This is a genomic window from Cnuella takakiae, assembly GCF_001953305.1.
In the GTDB taxonomy this organism is placed as follows: domain Bacteria; phylum Bacteroidota; class Bacteroidia; order Chitinophagales; family Chitinophagaceae; genus Flavisolibacter; species Flavisolibacter takakiae.
Window position 1 is genome coordinate 3,837,794 of record NZ_MTFE01000010.1, and the last position, 17,647, is coordinate 3,855,440.

A 17,647-nucleotide genomic window follows, 5' to 3' on the forward strand; every position below is an offset into this window, starting at 1 on the left:
GCCCATGGTCTTTTAAACCGCTTCTGAAATCAGGCTTTTTACTCTTTCATTCACCACTGCACCCTCATGCGCAATGCAGGCGCCTTTCACCAGGTCGTCTTCCCAGTTCAGGTGCAGGCCGCCTTCCTTATTAAAGAGCAGGGACAGGAAATTGGTGATATTCTTTCCGTACAATTTGGAGGCATCGGCAGGCATGGATGCAGCAAGGTTGCTATTGCCTACAATGGATACGCCGTTGAAATGAACCGCCTCGTTGTTTTGGGTAAAAGGTGTATTGCCGCCTGTTGCAGCGGCAAGATCAATTACAACTGACCCGGAACGCATCCTGCGCAGCATGTCCTCCTGTATCAGCACGGGTGCTTTTTTACCCGGAATCTGTGCGGTGGTAATCACCACATCGGCTTTGGCAATGCTATCGGAAATACGTTGCTGCTGCCGTTGCAGGTAGGCTTCGGATTGCTCCACTGCATAGCCGCCAGCCCTTGATGCATCGGCAGCGCCTTCAACTTCGATGAATTTGGCACCCAGGCTTTGCACTTCTTCTTTTACCGCAGGGCGGGTATCAAATACTTCCACCACGGCGCCCAGCCTGCGGGCAGTGGCTACCGCCTGCAGGCCTGCCACGCCGGCACCCAAAACCAACACCTTTGCAGGTGCAACCGAACCGGCGGCCGTCATGAACATGGGGAAATAGCGGGGGTACAATTGAGCTGCCAGCAGCACCGCCTTGTAACCGGCAATATTGGCTTGCGAGGACAGTACATCCATAGCCTGCGCCCTTGTAGTGCGGGGCAGCATATCGAGGCTGAAGACGGTAAGACCAGAGGCTGCCCATGCAGCCATGAGCTGTTGTTGATATAGGGGTTGAAAAACGCCGATAAGGACCGTTCCAGTTTTAATGGATTGCCGTGGCGGGTGCATGCTCAACACAAGGGCAGCGCTGTCCAGGATTTCGGTTGCACTGCCTATTTGCGCACCTGCGTTGCGGTAGTCTTCATCCGATGCAAATGACTGCTGGCCCGCGCTGGATTCCACCCAAACGGTTTGTCCCTTCCTGGTCAAAGCCGCAACCCCTTCCGGCAATAAGGACACCCTTGTTTCAGGTGCCGGCTCGCGCAAAACCCCTATGATCATAGTCTGTAAATTGACGCGTTGAAGGTAAAGCAAATGAATGAGGTAAATGGATGCAGGATGAAGAACGCCACAGTTATATTGAACAACAGGAATTACTCAGACATCAGGAAAATGCAACACCTGAAAAACTAGGGAAAAGCTTTTCATCCACTATCAGTAGCGGATCACAAAATCCTGCCGCTCCCGAAACTCGCTGCGGAATAATACAATACCCAGGAAGAACAGGTCGATGGTACAGCGCACCCGCGGATCTGTTTTGATGGCTTCCCAAGCACGTTCCATTTCGCTGCTCCAGTGAATATCATCAAATACCAGGAAGGTATCGTTATGGCAGAAAGGCAGCAGCTGTTGAAAATATTTCAGCGTGGGTTCGTACCGGTGATTGCCATCAACCAACACAAAATCCACCTTTTTCATTTCCTGTAAAATGGCCGGCAGGCAGTCGTCGAAAGCTCCTGCAACAGATTGGATTTGCGGCACACCCAACTGCTTGAAATTATCTACTGCCACCTGCCTGATGGAAGGATTGCCTTCAATGGTATACACCTTTGCATTGGCATTGGCCAGGGCCAGGTAAGCTGTTGTAATACCCAACGAGGTACCCAACTCCAGTATTTGCGTTGGCTGGTAATGGTGAACCATGCGGTACAACAAATGGCTGTACCGGGCAGGCATCAAAGCAGTACGGGCAATTCTTTTTACCACCAACTGTTCCATGGCTCCTGCCCTCGAACCGGCCCCTAAATCATTAGGCGGCAAAGCCCGGTTGTCTTTTCGCATAGTTCGTCGCAAAGCTTCCACAGCTGGCGGCGGAGTATAACCTTGCCCGTTGTTCAGCACCTTTACAATAAACTGGAAAACAAAAGGCGAATGCATGCCATGCCCTTTGCCATTCATGGCGGTGCGGTAATAGTGCAGGTACTTTCGGGCAAGCCTGAAAGAAGAGTACAAAAGGAAATGGATTTGAAATGAAGATTATGAAACCGGATGTGTCACTGCTTTTTTTCCCATACCTGGAAGGTGTGGGCGTAAGCATTTTTTTCATCCGCAGCACAGGGCACTTCCTTTACCAGTTGCCAGCTGTTTTCATCTACCGGCGGCAAAAACACATCGCCTTCAAAGCAGTGGTGCACACGGGTAAGATAAAGCCGCGAAGCCTGTGGGTATGCCGTGCGGAAAATTTCGGCGCCGCCAATCACGAAAATTTCACGGACACCTGCTTCAGCAGCCTGCTTTAGCGCATCTGCTACCGAATGCACCACTGCTACCCCATCCTGCTGCCAATTCATGCTGCGGGTAATCACGATATTTTTCCTGCCGGGCAAAGGCTTACCAATAGAGTCATAGGTTTTGCGTCCCATAAGGATGGGCATTCCCCAGGTAATGTTCTTGAAATACTTCAAGTCGTTGGGCAGGTGCCAGGGCAACTGGTTGTCTTTACCAATAACATTGCCTTCATCGGCGGCTACAACAAAACTGATCAAAGGGGCATCCATGGATAGTGTTCTTTGGAAAATATGCAGGTTTCAAGGTTCCGATTGCAGCAGGCCGGAAACAGTTTCCGGCAGCTGCCCTACTCACACCGCCACTGGGGCCTTGATGGCAGGATGGGACTCGTAATTTTCGAGGGTAAAATCTTCAAACCGGAAGCTGAAAATATCCTTCACTTCGGGGTTGATGCGCATAGTGGGCAAAGCAAAAGGCTGACGGGATAGCTGAAGTTGTACCTGCTCCATGTGGTTGCTGTAAATATGCACATCGCCAAACGTATGAATAAACTCGCCGGGCTCCAGTCCGCATACCTGCGCGATCATCATCGTCAGCAAAGCATAAGAGGCAATATTGAAAGGCACGCCCAGGAATACATCTGCCGAACGCTGGTATAGCTGGCAGCTGAGTTTGCCATTGGCCACGTAAAACTGGAACAGGGCATGGCAGGGCATCAGGGCCATTTCCGTCAGGTCGGCAACATTCCAGGCCGAAATAATCATGCGGCGGCTGTCCGGGTTGGTTTTTATTTGCCGGATCAGGTCGGAAACCTGGTCCACCACCTTGCCACCGGCACCTTCCCAGCTACGCCATTGTTTGCCATAAACCGGACCCAGCTCGCCGTTGGCATCGGCCCATTCGTCCCAAATACGAACGCCATGCTCCTTCAGGTAAGCGATATTGGTTTCGCCCTTTAAAAACCACAACAGCTCGTGGATAATGCTTTTGAGGTGCACTTTCTTGGTGGTTACCAACGGAAAGCCTTTTTGCAGGTCGAAACGCATCTGGTAGCCAAACACACTTTGCGTGCCGGTGCCGGTACGGTCGCTTTTAATCACCCCGTTATCCAGGATGTGGCGGAGCAGGTCGTGGTACTGTTGCATGGCCGCAAGTTAAAACCCAGCACAATAAGGTGAACCGGATTTTGCTAACATCCCCGGTCACAGTTTAACCATGTATGCTTTTGCCGGCTAGTACTTGCTACACAGGAAGATTATATTTGAGAAAACTTTGCAATATGAAGCAACTTACCATTTCCCTGCTTGGCGCCTGCTGCTTGCTGCTGGCTGCACCCGCCGCTTTTGGGCAGCTGATGTTGGGCGGCCAGGCCTCCTACCTCACGGGCGACGATCAAAACCTGTGGGGCGGCGGCGCCCAGATAAAATTGCTGGTAGGCCAAAGAATAGCCATCGGCGCAACGGTGCGCAGCTATCCCAAGTCGTATGACGAGCGGCCGATTGGCGGCACCAACCCCGGCACCATCCGCACGGCCAACACCATTACCCCGGTATTGGGCACCCTGGAATATTATTTTGGCAAAGACAACGGCATACAACCTTATATCGGCGCAGATGCCGGGCTTTACCTACACCGCGTATTTACCGAAATAAACTCGGGCAACACCCTGGTACTGGATACCGATGAAGGCCAAACCTATTTTGGCATCGCACCCAAATTTGGGCTCCTGTTCAAAACCGGTGCGCTGATAGCACCCTTTGTGCAGGCGCAGTACCACGCCAATTTCGGCTCCGGCGAAGGTGATGATATCACGGTACCAGGTATCACCAATCCCATCAAAACAGAAATCGCCAATTCTTTTGCTACGTTTGATGCAGGCATCATCATCCGGCTAAGGGCTGCCGGTAAGTAAAAAAGAAAAAGAAAGGGCGGTGATGATCACCGCCCTTTCTTTTTATTGTCCCTGTTTGATCAGTTTTAATTTAACGAGCCGGTCGCCTTGTCTTAACTCCACCAGGTAAAAACCGGGTGTATAATTGCGGCCAAGGGTCAGCACTTTCCCTGTTTGCAGGTTCTGGAATACCTCCACCTGTTTGCCAGCTCCATCCAACACCCTGAGCGATACCTTTTCCGTACTGCCAGCCTTTACCGACAGGCGGAACTCGGTGGCAGAAGGGTTGGGATAAGCGTCAAGGCTCAAAGCAAGCATTTCAGCAATTGCAGGTGCATTGCGCCCCTGCTCCGTGCGGGAAGTAGTGGTGCAGGTTTCGTCTACCAGGCCGTTACAGTTGTCGTCCACACCATTGCCGCATATTTCTACAGCACCAGGTTTTATAGAAGGCGCAGCATCGTTGCAATCCAGATGATTGCTCACGAATCCAGCGGGTGCGCTGCAGGCCTGTATGCTATAGGCTGGGGTACCAAAGCCGTCACCATCTCCATCGCGGTAAAAAGTTGCAGGGCTGGTACAATGCTGGGTAAGACCTGCACTGGCAGGGTTGGCGGTTCCGGAATGTACAAAGCTTTTCAGCTTTTTGGTTGCGCCATCAGCAGGATCGTACCTGAAGATGATACCGGAATCGCTGATGCCACCTTTTTGGGTAAAACCGTACAGGCGTCCATCTTCCCGCATAGCAAGCCGGCCAAATGGATGGGCACCCTTGTTGCCGTCAAAATGAAACAGAACCGTGAAGGTTCCCAACTTAGGGTCAAAGCAAAAGAGTACCCCTTTGTTGTACTTGCCGCCTGCAGGCGTAGTGCCATACAGTTTATTGTCGTGGCCCATCACTACCCTGCGCAGGGGATTGCTACCGGTGGCACCGTCAAAATCATACAATTTCTTGGTGGTGCCTGTTGCAGGATCAAAAGCATAAAGGACTCCCAGGTTGTGCGCTCCGCCCCATTGGGTAACCCCATAAAGCCTGGTTCCGGCACCCATGGTCAGGCCGTCAATCGGATTGGCACCATCGGCGCCCGAAAAGGACAGCAGGCGGGTAAAGATGCCCGTTGCAGGCTGGAAGCGGAATAGGGCCCCCTGCCCGTTGGCACCGCCGCTGTTGGCAGTTCCGTAAAAAGCACCATCGTCACCCCGCAGCAGGCTGCCATCGGGATAAGCGCCACCAGCTTCTGAAAATTGAAAGACCGGAGTTGCATTATTATGAACAGGATCAAAAGAAAATATCTGCCCAGCGCTGTTGGCTCCTCCGGTGCTCAGCATGCCGTACAACTTACCATCGGCACCTACAGTAAACCCACTGGCCATATACTGCCCAAGGGTGGCATCCATGCGGTAGCGGGACTGGTACTTTTTTGTAACCGGGTTAAATGAAAAGATAACGCCCCGGCCACCGCTACCACCACCGGTAGTAGCGCCATACAATAGGCCATCGGTATATCGGGTCAGATCGGCAACCGGGTTGATACCATTGGGGGCTTCTTCAAAAGTTTTGACAGTATGGAATACTGCCGTTGGGAGGTTGTAAGAAAATAAGGTCCCGTAATCGGCACCACCATATGGCGCCACTCCATAAAGGGTGGTGCCTGCAAGGGTAAGGCCACCTTTGGGATAGATGCCATCCTGTGCCTTCAAGGCATAAAGGTTTGCGTAACTGCTGCTGGCAATATCAAAAGCAAACAAGCCGCCATTGTCATAAGTATTTCCAGCCTGGGTAAGTCCGTAAAGCCTGCCTTCATGAAACAGCAGGTTACCGGTAGGCTTGCCGCCTGTTTCAGTAGCAAAGCTGTACAGGCTGTTGTACGTTTTGCTGGCCGTATTGAAGCGGAAAAGTACGCCTTCATTGCTGGCGCCGCCACGTTGCGTTGCGCCGTACAACTGGCCATCGGTTCCTACCGTTAACCCGCCTGCAGGATCGGAGCCCAGTTTGTTATCCCAACGAAAATAAAAGAGGTGGCTGAGCCGGTTGGTAGCGGCAACATAGCGAAAGATGCCACCCGCATGTGTATCTTCTGTACCACCCATTGCAGTAGCGCCATACAGCGAACCATCCTTGGCCAGCACCAGGCTGGTGGCAGGATATGCACCGGTTGCAAGTGAGAAATCCTGCAGCCTGGCATAGGTACCGGTATTGGGATCAAAAGAAAACAGTACTCCCAGATCTTCGTTACCGCCAGCCTGCGTCACACCATACAACTTGCCATTGCTGTGCATCACCAATCCACCTACCGGACTGCTGCCATTAGCGCTATCAAAATGATAGCGACCAGCAAATACTTTTGTTTTGGGATCAAAGGAAAACATGTAACCATTTCCATTGTTACCGCCACTGGCAAACAGGCCATACAATTTACCATCACCTGCCAGCACCAATTCGCCGGTAGGCTGCCCCGCGTCCTGCTGGCTAAAGGTGTACAACAACTGGTAACTCCCGCTAAAGGCATCCAAAACAAAGATGCCTCCGGCGCCTTCCGCGCCGCCCTGGGCAGCAATACCATAGAGCCTTCCATCAGCGCCCTTTGTAAGGCTGCCTGTAGGCATCACAGCCTGCACTTCGGTTTTGTAAACAGTAGCAATAGCGGAAGTAGCATTATCGTACAAAAACACAGTGCCGCCCTTATAATCGGACACTCCGTAAAACTGTTGCGCATTACTCCATAAGGCACAACAAAAACATAACAGGGTACAAATAAATTTCATGGCAAATATCTTTTGATGGTGGGTTGATGCCGGTCGTTTTGAAATGGGCAATTCAGATTGGGTCATTTTTTACCGGGGTATGCTATAGGCTCAAACACAACAGATGCATACAAAGACACATAAAGGCAAAAGCTTTCCGGGCCACGTAAAGCAGCAAAACACACGGGATAGGTTCATGATTATAGAATTAATTGGATTTTGCCAGAAGCAATATTGAAAGGTTAGTGCTTGTTATAAAGTTTCGGTTGAGCATGTAAGTGGGTGAGGCGGGAGCGTTCCTGTTGTGCGCAGAAAATCACCATTTGAAAGCGGATAAAAATTGATTTTAATGTCTTTTTATTTTTACCGTCACTAAAGGAAAACATTTACCTGTCTTCCAATTAAAGTGTAAAAGTAAACACCTATTCGTTCACTACAAATAAGGATTTATACGTATTTAACTTGTAGTACATATGTATGAAGTGAAGTAGGCCTTTAAGAGGCACCAATTTAAAAAGGATGTTGCCATGCAACATCCTTTTTTGCTATCTAACAGCATAACTACAAAAACTGTTCGTGCAGTAAAATTTTGCTTTTAGAAACAAGCATGCTATTGCGCTTGTTTCAACAATTTCAGCCTTACCGAAACACCATCCTGCACAACATCTACCAGGTACATACCGGGATGATATTGCGCACCAATCCGGATAGGTTGTGCAGCAGGCAGGCCACGCCGCACTTCGATGATCTTGCCTGTGGCATCCGATACCGTAAGGGTCACCGGGCCGCTGCCCTTGAAAGATGGCACCAGTTGAAAGCCGGTTGCCGAAGGGTTGGGATAGGCGGTAACAGCAGGTGCACCTTCCTCCATGATCCCAGCTGGCCTCAAACCAGGCGCGGCAAAATTTCCACTTGGCTGTGCCGATTTATCGCGAATGGTGATGCGCACCATCGTTTGATCCAGGGTCACACCCTTGGGATCAAACAAATACACTTTGAAGTTCTCATCCTCTTCGGTTTGCTGGTCGCGGTATACCGGTATGAAAACGGTAACAGAAGAACTGCCTTTGGGTAACTTAATAAGACCTGCCCTTGAGGCGAAGTCAAGGCCAGCCTTGGCACTTCCCGACTCGGTGCGGTAATGCAGTTTGATCTCCTTGGTTGCAGGCTGGCTCAATTGAAACACCAGCTTTGCCTGTCCGTCCTGTTCCTTTACCGTCATGGTTGATACTACCGACAGGTGCAAGGAGCCGCACTGCTCGTCTACCTGGCCATTGCAATTATCATCAATGCCATTACCACAAATTTCTGTTGCGCCGGGATGAATGGCAGCTACTGCATCGTTACAATCCGTATTGTTGGCAGCATAGCCGGGAGGCACACTGCAGGCAAGCAGGGTTTGCGATCCAGCACCATAGCCATCACCATCCTGGTCGCGGTAGAAAGCGGTAAGCTGGCTGCAGTACTCCGACAATGCACTGGTAATTGAATTTGCCGTTCCGCTGCCATCAAAGTCTTTTGTTTTGGCAACGCTGCCTGTTGCAGGATCCAATACAAATACAACACCTTTTCCCTTTACGCCACCTTCGCGGGTTACGCCGTACATTTTTCCATCGGCACCCAGGCTCAGCCTGCCGGAAGGATGTGCGCCATTGGGGCCATCAAAGTGAAAGAGTACTGCAAACTGGCTACTCGCCGGGTCGAATGAATAAAGCACGCCCAGGTTGTTTTTTCCACCACTGGGAGTAGTTCCATACAACTTTTTATTGGCGGCAAGTACCAGTCCACGGAGCGGATTGGCGCCATTGCTGCCGCTGAATTCAAACAGCTTGCTGATGCTGCCCGCTGCAGGATCAAAAGCATACAGCGTACCCAGGTTGGCTGCACCACCCAACTGGGTAATGCCATACAGCTTGTTGTTGGCTCCGCGGGTCAAGCCATCCATGGGCATCGATCCATTGGTACCATCAAAGGATGCCTTTGCGGTATATACAAGCGTCGCAGGGTCAAACTGAAATACGGTACCGGCATTGGCAGTGCCACCGGCAGTTGTAACGCCAAACATCCCGCCGCCATCTGCAGGCAACAAAGCACCTTCAGGGTACGCACCATTGGCATAGTCGAAATTATACAGCACCTGCACCACCTTGCCTGCAGGGTCGAAGGAAAAAATCTGTCCTGACCCATTAGCCCCGCCACTGCTTAACATACCATACAATTTACCGCCAGTACCTCGGGTAAATGCGGCGCCCATATACTGTCCATGCTCCTGTGAAAAGCGAAATACTGTTTGGTAAGTTTGGCTGGCAGGGTTGAAGGCATAAATAACACCCTTACCATAATGACCACCATTAACAGTACTGCCATACAGCAGGCCGTCGGTATGCGGTGCCGGTGCAGCAACAGGATACATACCATCAGGCGCTTCATCAAATTCTTTGAGTTTGGAAAATACTTTTGTGGCCTTGTTGAAGGTGAAGAGCGTACCGTACTCTGTACTACCACCAAAGGGTGCCACGCCATACATGCGGCCATCGGTACCCAGGCACAAAGCGCCTGCATGATCGTAGCCATCTGTAGCAGCAAAAGCATACAGGTTGGTAAAGCTTAAAGTAGCAGGATCGAACGTGAAGATGCCGCCATGATCATTGGTATTAGCCCGGCGGGTAATGCCCACCAGTTTTCCATCGCCTGAAGCCACCAGGCCACCGGCAGGCTCCACTCCACCCTGCTCCGCCAGGTTGTACAACACTTTGTACCGGGAGCGCACGGGGTCGAAACGAAAGATCACACCGCCGCCATTGGTACCGCCATCACTGGTAGCACCAAACAATTTACCATCGGGCATAAAGGTGAAGCTTCCTACTGCACCATAGCCGCTGACATCAGATGCATTGAAGTAATACAGGTGTCCGAGGGTGTCTTTTGCAGGGTTATAGCGGAAAATAGAACCCGCCTGCCACCAATCTGCACCACCAAATGCGGTGGCACCATACAGCAATCCATCAGGGCCTTTTGTCAGGCTGCCTTCGGGGTAGGCACCACTGGCTTCATCAAAATCAGCCTGCTTTTTATATAGGCCTGTAAGGGTATTGAAAGAGAATAAAACGCCGTCTTCATTTACACCACCCAGTTGGGTAAGCCCATACAATTTGCCGTTGCTGCCTGCAGTTAATCCCCCGGTAGGGTTGGCGCCATCGGTGCCGTTGAATTGGTAAAGTACTTTATAAACAAGGCTTTTAGGATCGAACGAAAACAACACACCGTTGTTGTACTGCCCGCCATAAGTAGTAAGGCCATACAGCAGGCCATTACTTCCCCAGGTAATAACACCGGTGGGCTGGCTGCCGCTTGTTTCATCAAACTGGTAAAGTGTTGTGTAAGCTCCGGTGGAAGTATTATAACGGAAAATAGCACCCTGGCGGGCACCGCCGCCACTCAGCGTCATGCCATAGAGCTGGCCATCGGGGCCTTTGGAAAGTGTACCGGTGGGAAACACCTCGTTTACCTGGTGCTTATAAACAGTGCCTAGGCTATTGGCGCCAGCCTGGTAACGAAAGAGGCGGCCAACCGCATAATCGGAAACACCATAGAATGTGGGCTGGGCATGAAGGGAAGTAGCTATTACAAATAGCAGGAGGGTAAAAATATTTTTCATACAGTTAGTTTAGGTGATTACCAGGCGGCTTGCTTTTCGTCCAGATTCAGTTTGCTGGCAATATTGGGCGGGATCAGGTCTGGAAAAACACCGTCCTTACGATAAGCAGCAATCATCCAGTTGGCAGCTCTGAAAGCGGCTTCCCTGTTGGCAAATCCTTCTGCCTGGCGGGTAGCTGGATTCAGTTGCACATTGTGCACGGGTTTACCTTTCTGGTAAATGGTAAAAAGAAAGCTGCGGCGGATGGCAGGCTTCAGGATAACCGAAAAACCATCGTCCTCTTTTTTATCCAGCTTTGGATTGAGCGGGTTTACCGATTTGACTTTTGCATGCGGGTTTGGGGTACGATGCTGCTGGGCAAACGACGCCAGGGCTGCTGCATGGAGCAACAACAAGAGGCAAGCTCTTTTCATGGGTTAGCTTTAGAGGTGAATAGAAGGATTAGCCTGCTGAAAATTCAGAAGACCGGCAATTGGTACAGAAGAAGCCGGTTGCGTATGGAGCGGAATGGGTTTGCACATAAGCATTGGTTGGCGAATGATTGTATTCAGCAAACAAGCTCGACTAAAAATGTGCCAGTGCGGACTAAAAACTACAAGCTGGGTAGATAAATGGTGCTAGAAATGAAAATCAGGCTTATTGTCGAGTTTGATGTAAATATAAACCCTTATTCACATATATAGAAATTTTAATTTCAGCCAAATTGCACCCGCATGGCTGCAATCATAAGAAGCACGAACAAATTAAATGGGGCGCAGTATACTACCTGGTTGAGGTCGAATTTACCCAAGGAAATACTATTTTTTTATAGCAATAAATGAGCGGCAAATACTGAAACACTGCGCCAAAGCACTTGGATCATCGTAGTAGATAAATGAACTGTTGCGCATGCAGCATTATTCTATTCATTACACTATACTTCATGGCAATAAAAAAACACCCCGATGGGTGTTTACTGAAATTTTATTGTTGTAAAAGCATGAGTTTCCAAACTTCGAAACCAAACCGCGGGATTTCCTCAGTTCCTTCTTCTCCGTTTCAGTTCCTTTTCGATCAATGCCAACTCCCGGCCTGTCTGTCCTTTTACCGAAGTATTTTCCTGTGCACGTCGCATCAGGTAAGGTATCACATCCTCAATTGGACCAAAGGGCAGGTACTTGCTTACCGAGCAGCCGGACTTTGCGAGGTTGTAAGTAATGTTATCACTCATACCATATAACTGGCTGAAATGAATATGTGGATGATGATGGGGCAAACCCTTTTCATCCAGCAGCTGCACGGCCAGCAGGTTGCTGTATTCATTGTGCGAAGCAACGATCACTCCTATACGGTTGATATGATCAATACAAAAACTAACGGCTTCATTATAGTCCTGGTCCGACGATTCTTTTGAAGGTTGTATGGGTGAAGCATAACCCATCTCTGTTGCGCGTTTTCTTTCTTTTTCCATATAAGCGCCGCGCACCAGTTTTACACCCAGCAGAAAGTTGCGCTCAACGGCTGCAGCCCCGCATTTTTTCAGAAAAGCCAACCGGTCGTGGCGGTATAGCTGTATGGTATTGTACACTACCAACTTTTCGCGGTTGTACACATCCATCATCACCATGGTCAATGCATCAACAGGATCTTGTATCCATGTTTCCTCTGCATCCACCAGGAAGCCAACACCTGCTTCCTGTGCGGCTTCGCATATGGTACGAAAGCGGGCTACTACCCTTTCCCATTCTTCCTGCTCAGTGGCAGGCAATGTGGCCAGTGCTGCATGATAGCGCTTTACCAATGTGTCGGCACCCGAAACATGCATGGCAGCATCCAGTTTTTCCAACAGTGCAAAGCGGGCAAAGCCGGTGACCTTTACACTCATAAAAGGAATATTGGGCTGGGTGGCTGCAAAATGAATCACCCGGATAAACTCGTTGCGGGCATGGTCGTAGCTGGCTTCACCACTCATGCCTTCCACTCCGTAATCAAGAATGACCTGCACCTTATAGCGCGCCATGCGCTGAACGGCAAGCGTAGTTTCTTCAAGGGTTTCGCCGCCAACAAATTGTTTGAAAATTGTATTGCGGATGATGCCTTTTACCGGCAAGCCCGATTTGATAGCCCATGGAGTAAGACGGGTACCCAGCTTTACCAGCCAGGGATAGCTCATACTGTTGAATAGGAAATGCGCTTCCTTCAACTCCTTATCCGTCTTATGGGCAAAAGCAATTTCAGTATTGTCGAACGACAACACGGGGGGTGATGTAATCATAGCAACGCGTTAATGCCGCAAATGTAGGCCAAATGCCACAGGACAAAGATGAGATAAAGCAATGTGCAGGAGAAGTAGCCGCAGAAAGCGACCAGTTCAACAAGTTTTAACCCCTTGTATACAGATACGGATCGGAGCTGCTGCTTTTTTCTACAACCATTCGTACCCAAAACTTGTCTTTAATGCTATGACCGAAGTAAGCCTTGTTTTTCCGCACCAGCTGTTTCGCCAGCACCCGGCACTTGCCAAGGACCGTACCGTTTACTTGGTTGAAGAGCCGCTTTTCTTCACACAGTTTGCTTTCCACCAACAAAAGCTGGTACTCCACAGGGCCAGCATGCAGTTTTACCGGCAGTGGCTGCAGCAACAAGGATTTACGGTACACTACATTGCTTGCAAAGCTGCCAATGCAGATATTCGGGTATTGGTAAAGGAACTGGCAAATGAAGGGGTGACCGCTTTCCACCTGTGCGAACTGGCAGATGACTGGCTCACCCGGCGGCTGCAAAAGGCTGCTGGTAGCAACAGCCTGGTATGGCACCGGTCGCCTGCATTTCTGAACAGCGCAACCGAAGGTTCCCTTCTTTTTCCTAAAGGCAAATATTTCCAGACCGATTTTTATAAGGCCCAACGGCAGCAGCGCAACCTGTTGCTGGATGATGGCAAACCTTTGGGTGGCCGCTGGACTTTTGATGATGAAAACAGACTCAAGTTACCCAAAGAAGTACCGGTTCCACAGATGCCTTTACCAACAGCAAACCAGTGGGTAGATGAGGCGCTTAATTATGTACAGCAAAACTTCTCTAAACATTACGGCAGCACCCAGGCACCATTTACCGAAGGCAGAACGGAACGGTTCTACCCTACCACTTTTGAGGAGGCAGATGAATGGTTAGGCCATTTCCTGGAACAGCGCTTTGCATTGTTCGGCCCCTATGAAGATGCCCTTTCGCAGCGGCACCCGGTTATGTTTCACTCTTTATTATCGCCCCTCCTCAATACGGGTTTACTCACCCCGCAACAGGTGTTGAATGCAGTGCTGGAACATGCTTCCCAACATGAAATCCCCATGAACTCGCTGGAAGGATTTATCCGGCAGCTAGTGGGCTGGCGCGAGTACATCCGGCAGGTATATGAATTGGAGGGACGCAAACAACGCACCCGCAATTACTGGGGCTTCAACCGGTCCATACCCGCATCATTTTACAACGGCACTACCGGCATTGCACCTATTGATGCCGTGATCAAAAAAGTGCTCCAAACAGGTTATGCACACCACATTGAAAGGCTGATGGTGCTGGGCAACTTCTTCTTGCTCTGCGAATTTCACCCGGATGAAGTATACCGCTGGTTTATGGAACTATTCATCGATAGCTACGACTGGGTGATGGTGCCCAATACTTACGGCATGACGCAGTTTGCGGATGGCGGACTGATGATGACCAAACCTTATATCAGCGGCAGCAATTACCTGATGAAGATGGGTGAGTTTACCAAGGGGCCATGGCAGGAAGTATGGGATGGATTGTTCTGGCGCTTTATGCATGTACAGCGTAATTTCTTTTTGCAAAACCCAAGGCTGGGTATGCTGGTGCGCACTTTTGATAAAATGCCGGAGGCAAAAAGGCTTGCGCACCTGAAAGTAGCAAACGAGTTTTTGAAAAAGATAGACCGGAAAGAAGTGGTACAGGAAGCGCCGTTGCTGTTTTAGCGTTTCACGCAAAGGTGCTAAGGAGCAAAGCCGCAAAAGGTTTTCACGCAACGGCGCAACATTATGTTGTTGCCTCATAATTTGTATATAAATAAGAATGGTCATGCCGAAGTATGCCGGCATCTCCTCCTACTGTAGAACACTCTAATGTTATTGGGGATGCCGAAACGAGTTCGTCATGACAAGCCGTTAAGCTTTAACTACTCCTATATGCTCAAAAAGACTTTGCATTTTTGCTCCTTCACGCCTTTGCGTGCTACAAAACTTTACATCGTTGCTCCTTAGCACCTTTGCGTGACACCTTTCTCTGCGCCGCTTCGTGCCACCTATCGCTTGGCAATTTTATTCATCGATACTGTTCTTTGCCGGCTGCACTTAAAGCGGTCCACAGCTTTGTTGCGCAGAGCTACATGCTTGGTACTGCGTCCCTGCACCCTTTTGCGCCACATGCGGAATGAAGTAGCTTTCATTTCCTGCCGCATAATGCGAATCACGTTTGCTTCCGTAACACCAAACTGGGCCTCAATAGCATCAAAGGGCGTACGGTCTTCCCATGCCATTTCCACAATGCGGTCCCTTTCTGTTTGCGACAAATATTGCATGCAGTATCAACAAACAGGTGTATGAATTGTTATGATCCACCATGCATCATTTCCCTACGTCCTACCCACAAATACTGGAACGTATGCACCGCATCGACCCAGTACGGTATGCCAAAACCCGCAACTTTATAGATGGCGACATCACGTATTTATCACCTTATATTTCCCGTGGCGTCATTTCGCTGCCACAAGTGGGGGATGCCGTGCTGGCAAAAGGCTACAAACCCTACGAGGTAGAAAAGTTTTTGCAGGAGCTTGCCTGGCGCGAGTTCTTCCAAAAAGTATGGTGGCAAATGGGCGACCGGATGTTTGCCGATATCAAACAACCACAGGCGGACGTACAACACCGCAGAATGATCCGGAGCCTTGCCGATGCCCAAACCGGCATTGAAGCCATTGACGAACAGATAAAAGGCCTGTACCAAACAGGTTACCTGCACAACCATGCCCGCATGTATATAGCAGGCATGGCCTGCAACCTGGGCCGGGCACACTGGCAGGCACCATCGGAGTGGATGTATTACCACCTGCTGGATGGCGACCTGGCATCCAACACCTGTAGCTGGCAATGGGTAGCAGGATCGTTCAGCAGTAAAAAGTACATCGCCAACCAGGAAAATATCAACCGTTACCTGCACAGCAATCAACGCGGCACTTTCCTCGATTGCGGTTATGACACCATACTGGACCAGGATGTGCCGCTAGCCATGCAAGCTACTACCGAGTTGCAACTGGAAACACCATTACCTGCAGTGCAGCAATTGCAACTGGACGACGCCAAGCCTTTATTGCTGTACAATAGCTATAACCTCGATCCCACATGGCGGCAGCAGGACCAAGCCAACAGGGTATTGGTGCTGGAACCCGAACATTTTCGCCAACACCCCGTATCTGGTAAGGTGCTCAACTTTATTCTTGCTTTGGGCCAGAATATCGAAGGCCTGCAGCTATGGACAGGGGCAGTACAGGATATTCCGGGCATCAGGCAAATGAAAGTGTATAGCCGCATGCATCCGGTATCTGCGCACTATCCTGGTACGAAAGATCCTTACCCCTGGATGTTTCCGCAGGTGCAGGGTCAGTTCGGGTCATTCTTCTCTTTTTGGAAAAAAGCAGCGCGGTATTTATAGATCTTTTATCTTTTGAAGAGATAGAAGATCAGGGTAAACCTTCAAGGTGTTCAAGACCTTAAAGATTTAAGGGTTTACATTTGCGTCAAATTGGATGCATGAACGTTAAGAAACCTGCGGATAGTTATACAATGATGACCGAGCTGGTGTTACCCAACGACACCAATGTTTTTGGCAACCTGATGGGTGGCCGACTGATGTACTGGATGGACATTGCCGCTGCCATTGCCGCAGCTAAACATTGCAATGCACCCGTTGTTACGGCCTCTGTTGACAATATTTCTTTTGAAAACCCTATAAAGCTGGGCAACGTGGTACATATTGAAGCCAATGTTACCCGCGCCTTCAGCACATCGATGGAAGTACACCTTAAGGTATGGGGTGAAGACCTGACGCAGCAATACAAGTACAAGAGCAATGAAGCTTATTATACATTTGTTGCCCTCGATCCAAACCGCAAACCCCGTCAGGTACCCAAGCTGGAACCGGTAACCGAAGAAGACCAGCGGTTGTTTGACGGCGCCCTTCGCCGCCGCCAGCTGCGCCTGATCCTGGGTGGCAAGATGAAGCCCGATGATGCCGCCGAACTGAAAGCCCTGTTTATTAAAGAGTAGATTAAAATTGATTGGCTATGCCTGCCTATGTGATTGTAGAAATATACATCCACGACCCTGCAGCTTATGAAGGCTACAAACTGCTAACCCCTGCTGCAGTAGCTGCATACGATGGCCGCTTTGTAGTGCGGGGTGCACAATCGGAAAGCCTTGAAGGTGATTGGATTCCGCAACGCATGGTCGTATTAGAGTTCCCATCTGTAGCGCGGGCAAAAGAATGGTGGCACTCACCTGAATATGCCGAAGCAAAAAGCATCCGGCAAAAAGCTGCTACTACTAAGATGTTGGTGGTGGATGGGTTTAACGGTTAGTAGTTTGTAGTTTACCTGAATTGAATAATGCTTAATGTAAACGAACAAGGCCTGCGGAGTTTTCCGGACGCCTTGTTCGTTTTTCCTTTATCATGCCGAACTTGTTTCGGCATTTCCGTTTGATGTTGTATTCTCAAATTTTACTTGGGAGACTTCAAGAAGTTCAGCACGATCGTACATGATTGGCTTTGTCATTTTGACGCCGCAGCAACTTCATTTCTTCTTAGCACCCAATGGTGCCGGGGATGCCGAAACAAGTTCGGCATGACGGACCCAAACAGACACCTGATTTCTTTTGTACCTTAAGCAGTTTTTTTCAATCACCAATCACCAATCACCAATCACCAATCACCAATCACCAATCACCAATCAC

Annotated in this window: 14 protein-coding genes; 5 read left to right on the plus strand and 9 right to left on the minus strand. The window is 49.8% G+C overall.

The genetic code is table 11. From position 1 onward, the window contains the following. Nucleotides 1-12 precede the first annotated feature (12 nt). The 4 genes from BUE76_RS16510 to BUE76_RS16525 form a co-directional block, all read right to left on the minus strand. Nucleotides 13-1,134, minus strand: coding sequence for an NAD(P) transhydrogenase subunit alpha (locus BUE76_RS16510; RefSeq protein WP_073042858.1), 1,122 nt, complete (start codon nucleotides 1,132-1,134; stop codon nucleotides 13-15). Between the two features lie 153 nt (nucleotides 1,135-1,287). Beyond that, a complete protein-coding gene (locus tag BUE76_RS16515; protein WP_083596496.1) occupies nucleotides 1,288-2,085 on the minus strand; it encodes an O-methyltransferase in 798 nt (265 codons plus the stop codon). 41 nt (nucleotides 2,086-2,126) lie between these two features. Beyond that, a complete protein-coding gene (locus BUE76_RS16520) occupies nucleotides 2,127-2,630 on the minus strand; it encodes a dihydrofolate reductase (RefSeq protein WP_073042860.1) in 504 nt (167 codons plus the stop codon). An 81-nt stretch (nucleotides 2,631-2,711) separates the two neighbouring features. Next, nucleotides 2,712-3,506 (minus strand): thymidylate synthase, encoded by a 795-nt coding sequence (locus tag BUE76_RS16525; protein ID WP_073042862.1) that lies wholly within the window; start codon nucleotides 3,504-3,506, stop codon nucleotides 2,712-2,714. A 134-nt stretch (nucleotides 3,507-3,640) separates the two neighbouring features. On the opposite strand from BUE76_RS16525, the gene BUE76_RS16530 reads away from it, so the two are divergent. Beyond that, nucleotides 3,641-4,273, plus strand: a complete 633-nt coding sequence (locus BUE76_RS16530) for a hypothetical protein (protein WP_073042863.1) — start codon at nucleotides 3,641-3,643, stop codon at nucleotides 4,271-4,273. Between the two features lie 42 nt (nucleotides 4,274-4,315). Here BUE76_RS16530 and BUE76_RS16535 read toward each other — a convergent pair whose 3' ends face one another. The 4 genes from BUE76_RS16535 to BUE76_RS16550 all read right to left on the minus strand — a co-directional run bounded on the left by BUE76_RS16535 (nucleotide 4,316) and on the right by BUE76_RS16550 (nucleotide 12,906). Then, nucleotides 4,316-7,015 carry a choice-of-anchor tandem repeat GloVer-containing protein gene (locus BUE76_RS16535; protein ID WP_158069987.1) on the minus strand — a complete coding sequence of 900 codons (2,700 nt, stop codon included), beginning with the start codon at nucleotides 7,013-7,015 and terminating at the stop codon, nucleotides 4,316-4,318. A gap of 589 nt (nucleotides 7,016-7,604) precedes the next feature. Further along, a complete protein-coding gene (locus BUE76_RS16540) occupies nucleotides 7,605-10,652 on the minus strand; it encodes a choice-of-anchor tandem repeat GloVer-containing protein (RefSeq protein ID WP_073042866.1) in 3,048 nt (1,015 codons plus the stop codon). 17 nt (nucleotides 10,653-10,669) lie between these two features. Further along, complete coding sequence (locus BUE76_RS16545) at nucleotides 10,670-11,065, minus strand: hypothetical protein (RefSeq protein WP_143157290.1); 396 nt, start codon at nucleotides 11,063-11,065, stop codon at nucleotides 10,670-10,672. A 605-nt stretch (nucleotides 11,066-11,670) separates the two neighbouring features. Continuing rightward, entirely contained in the window at nucleotides 11,671-12,906 is a 1,236-nt protein-coding gene (locus BUE76_RS16550) for a proline dehydrogenase family protein (RefSeq protein WP_073042870.1), read from the minus strand. Nucleotides 12,907-13,093: 187 nt separating this feature from the next. Between BUE76_RS16550 and BUE76_RS16555 the strand changes: the two genes are divergently transcribed. Beyond that, nucleotides 13,094-14,617 carry a cryptochrome/photolyase family protein gene (locus tag BUE76_RS16555; protein ID WP_073042872.1) on the plus strand — a complete coding sequence of 508 codons (1,524 nt, stop codon included), beginning with the start codon at nucleotides 13,094-13,096 and terminating at the stop codon, nucleotides 14,615-14,617. A gap of 326 nt (nucleotides 14,618-14,943) precedes the next feature. Here the strand turns inward: BUE76_RS16555 and BUE76_RS16560 are convergent, their stop codons facing one another. Continuing rightward, nucleotides 14,944-15,210, minus strand: coding sequence for a TIGR03643 family protein (locus BUE76_RS16560; protein WP_254049535.1), 267 nt, complete (start codon nucleotides 15,208-15,210; stop codon nucleotides 14,944-14,946). Between the two features lie 92 nt (nucleotides 15,211-15,302). Here BUE76_RS16560 and BUE76_RS16565 point away from each other — a divergent pair, with 92 nt between their 5' ends. The 3 genes from BUE76_RS16565 (at nucleotide 15,303) to BUE76_RS16575 (ending at nucleotide 17,274) form a co-directional block, all read left to right on the plus strand. Continuing rightward, complete coding sequence (locus BUE76_RS16565) at nucleotides 15,303-16,349, plus strand: FAD-binding domain-containing protein (protein WP_216820670.1); 1,047 nt, start codon at nucleotides 15,303-15,305, stop codon at nucleotides 16,347-16,349. A gap of 98 nt (nucleotides 16,350-16,447) precedes the next feature. Then, on the plus strand, nucleotides 16,448-16,963 hold the full coding sequence (locus tag BUE76_RS16570) for an acyl-CoA thioesterase (protein ID WP_073042878.1): 516 nt from the start codon (nucleotides 16,448-16,450) through the stop codon (nucleotides 16,961-16,963). A 17-nt stretch (nucleotides 16,964-16,980) separates the two neighbouring features. After that, on the plus strand, nucleotides 16,981-17,274 hold the full coding sequence (locus tag BUE76_RS16575; protein ID WP_073042880.1) for a DUF1330 domain-containing protein: 294 nt from the start codon (nucleotides 16,981-16,983) through the stop codon (nucleotides 17,272-17,274). Nucleotides 17,275-17,647: the final 373 nt, after the last annotated feature.

Excerpts from the sequence above, each read along its gene's own strand:
- BUE76_RS16510 (WP_073042858.1), bottom strand. The coding sequence starts at position 1,134 with ATGATCATAGGGGTTTTGCGCGAGCCGGCACCTGAAACAAGGGTGTCC.
- BUE76_RS16520 (WP_073042860.1), bottom strand. The coding sequence starts at position 2,630 with ATGGATGCCCCTTTGATCAGTTTTGTTGTAGCCGCCGATGAAGGCAAT.
- BUE76_RS16525 (WP_073042862.1), bottom strand. The coding sequence starts at position 3,506 with ATGCAACAGTACCACGACCTGCTCCGCCACATCCTGGATAACGGGGTG.
- BUE76_RS16530 (WP_073042863.1), top strand. The coding sequence starts at position 3,641 with ATGAAGCAACTTACCATTTCCCTGCTTGGCGCCTGCTGCTTGCTGCTG.
- BUE76_RS16535 (WP_158069987.1), bottom strand. The coding sequence starts at position 7,015 with ATGAAATTTATTTGTACCCTGTTATGTTTTTGTTGTGCCTTATGGAGT.
- BUE76_RS16540 (WP_073042866.1), bottom strand. The coding sequence starts at position 10,652 with ATGAAAAATATTTTTACCCTCCTGCTATTTGTAATAGCTACTTCCCTT.
- BUE76_RS16545 (WP_143157290.1), bottom strand. The coding sequence starts at position 11,065 with ATGAAAAGAGCTTGCCTCTTGTTGTTGCTCCATGCAGCAGCCCTGGCG.
- BUE76_RS16550 (WP_073042870.1), bottom strand. The coding sequence starts at position 12,906 with ATGATTACATCACCCCCCGTGTTGTCGTTCGACAATACTGAAATTGCT.
- BUE76_RS16555 (WP_073042872.1), top strand. The coding sequence starts at position 13,094 with ATGACCGAAGTAAGCCTTGTTTTTCCGCACCAGCTGTTTCGCCAGCAC.
- BUE76_RS16565 (WP_216820670.1), top strand. The coding sequence starts at position 15,303 with ATGCACCGCATCGACCCAGTACGGTATGCCAAAACCCGCAACTTTATA.
- BUE76_RS16570 (WP_073042878.1), top strand. The coding sequence starts at position 16,448 with ATGAACGTTAAGAAACCTGCGGATAGTTATACAATGATGACCGAGCTG.
- BUE76_RS16575 (WP_073042880.1), top strand. The coding sequence starts at position 16,981 with ATGCCTGCCTATGTGATTGTAGAAATATACATCCACGACCCTGCAGCT.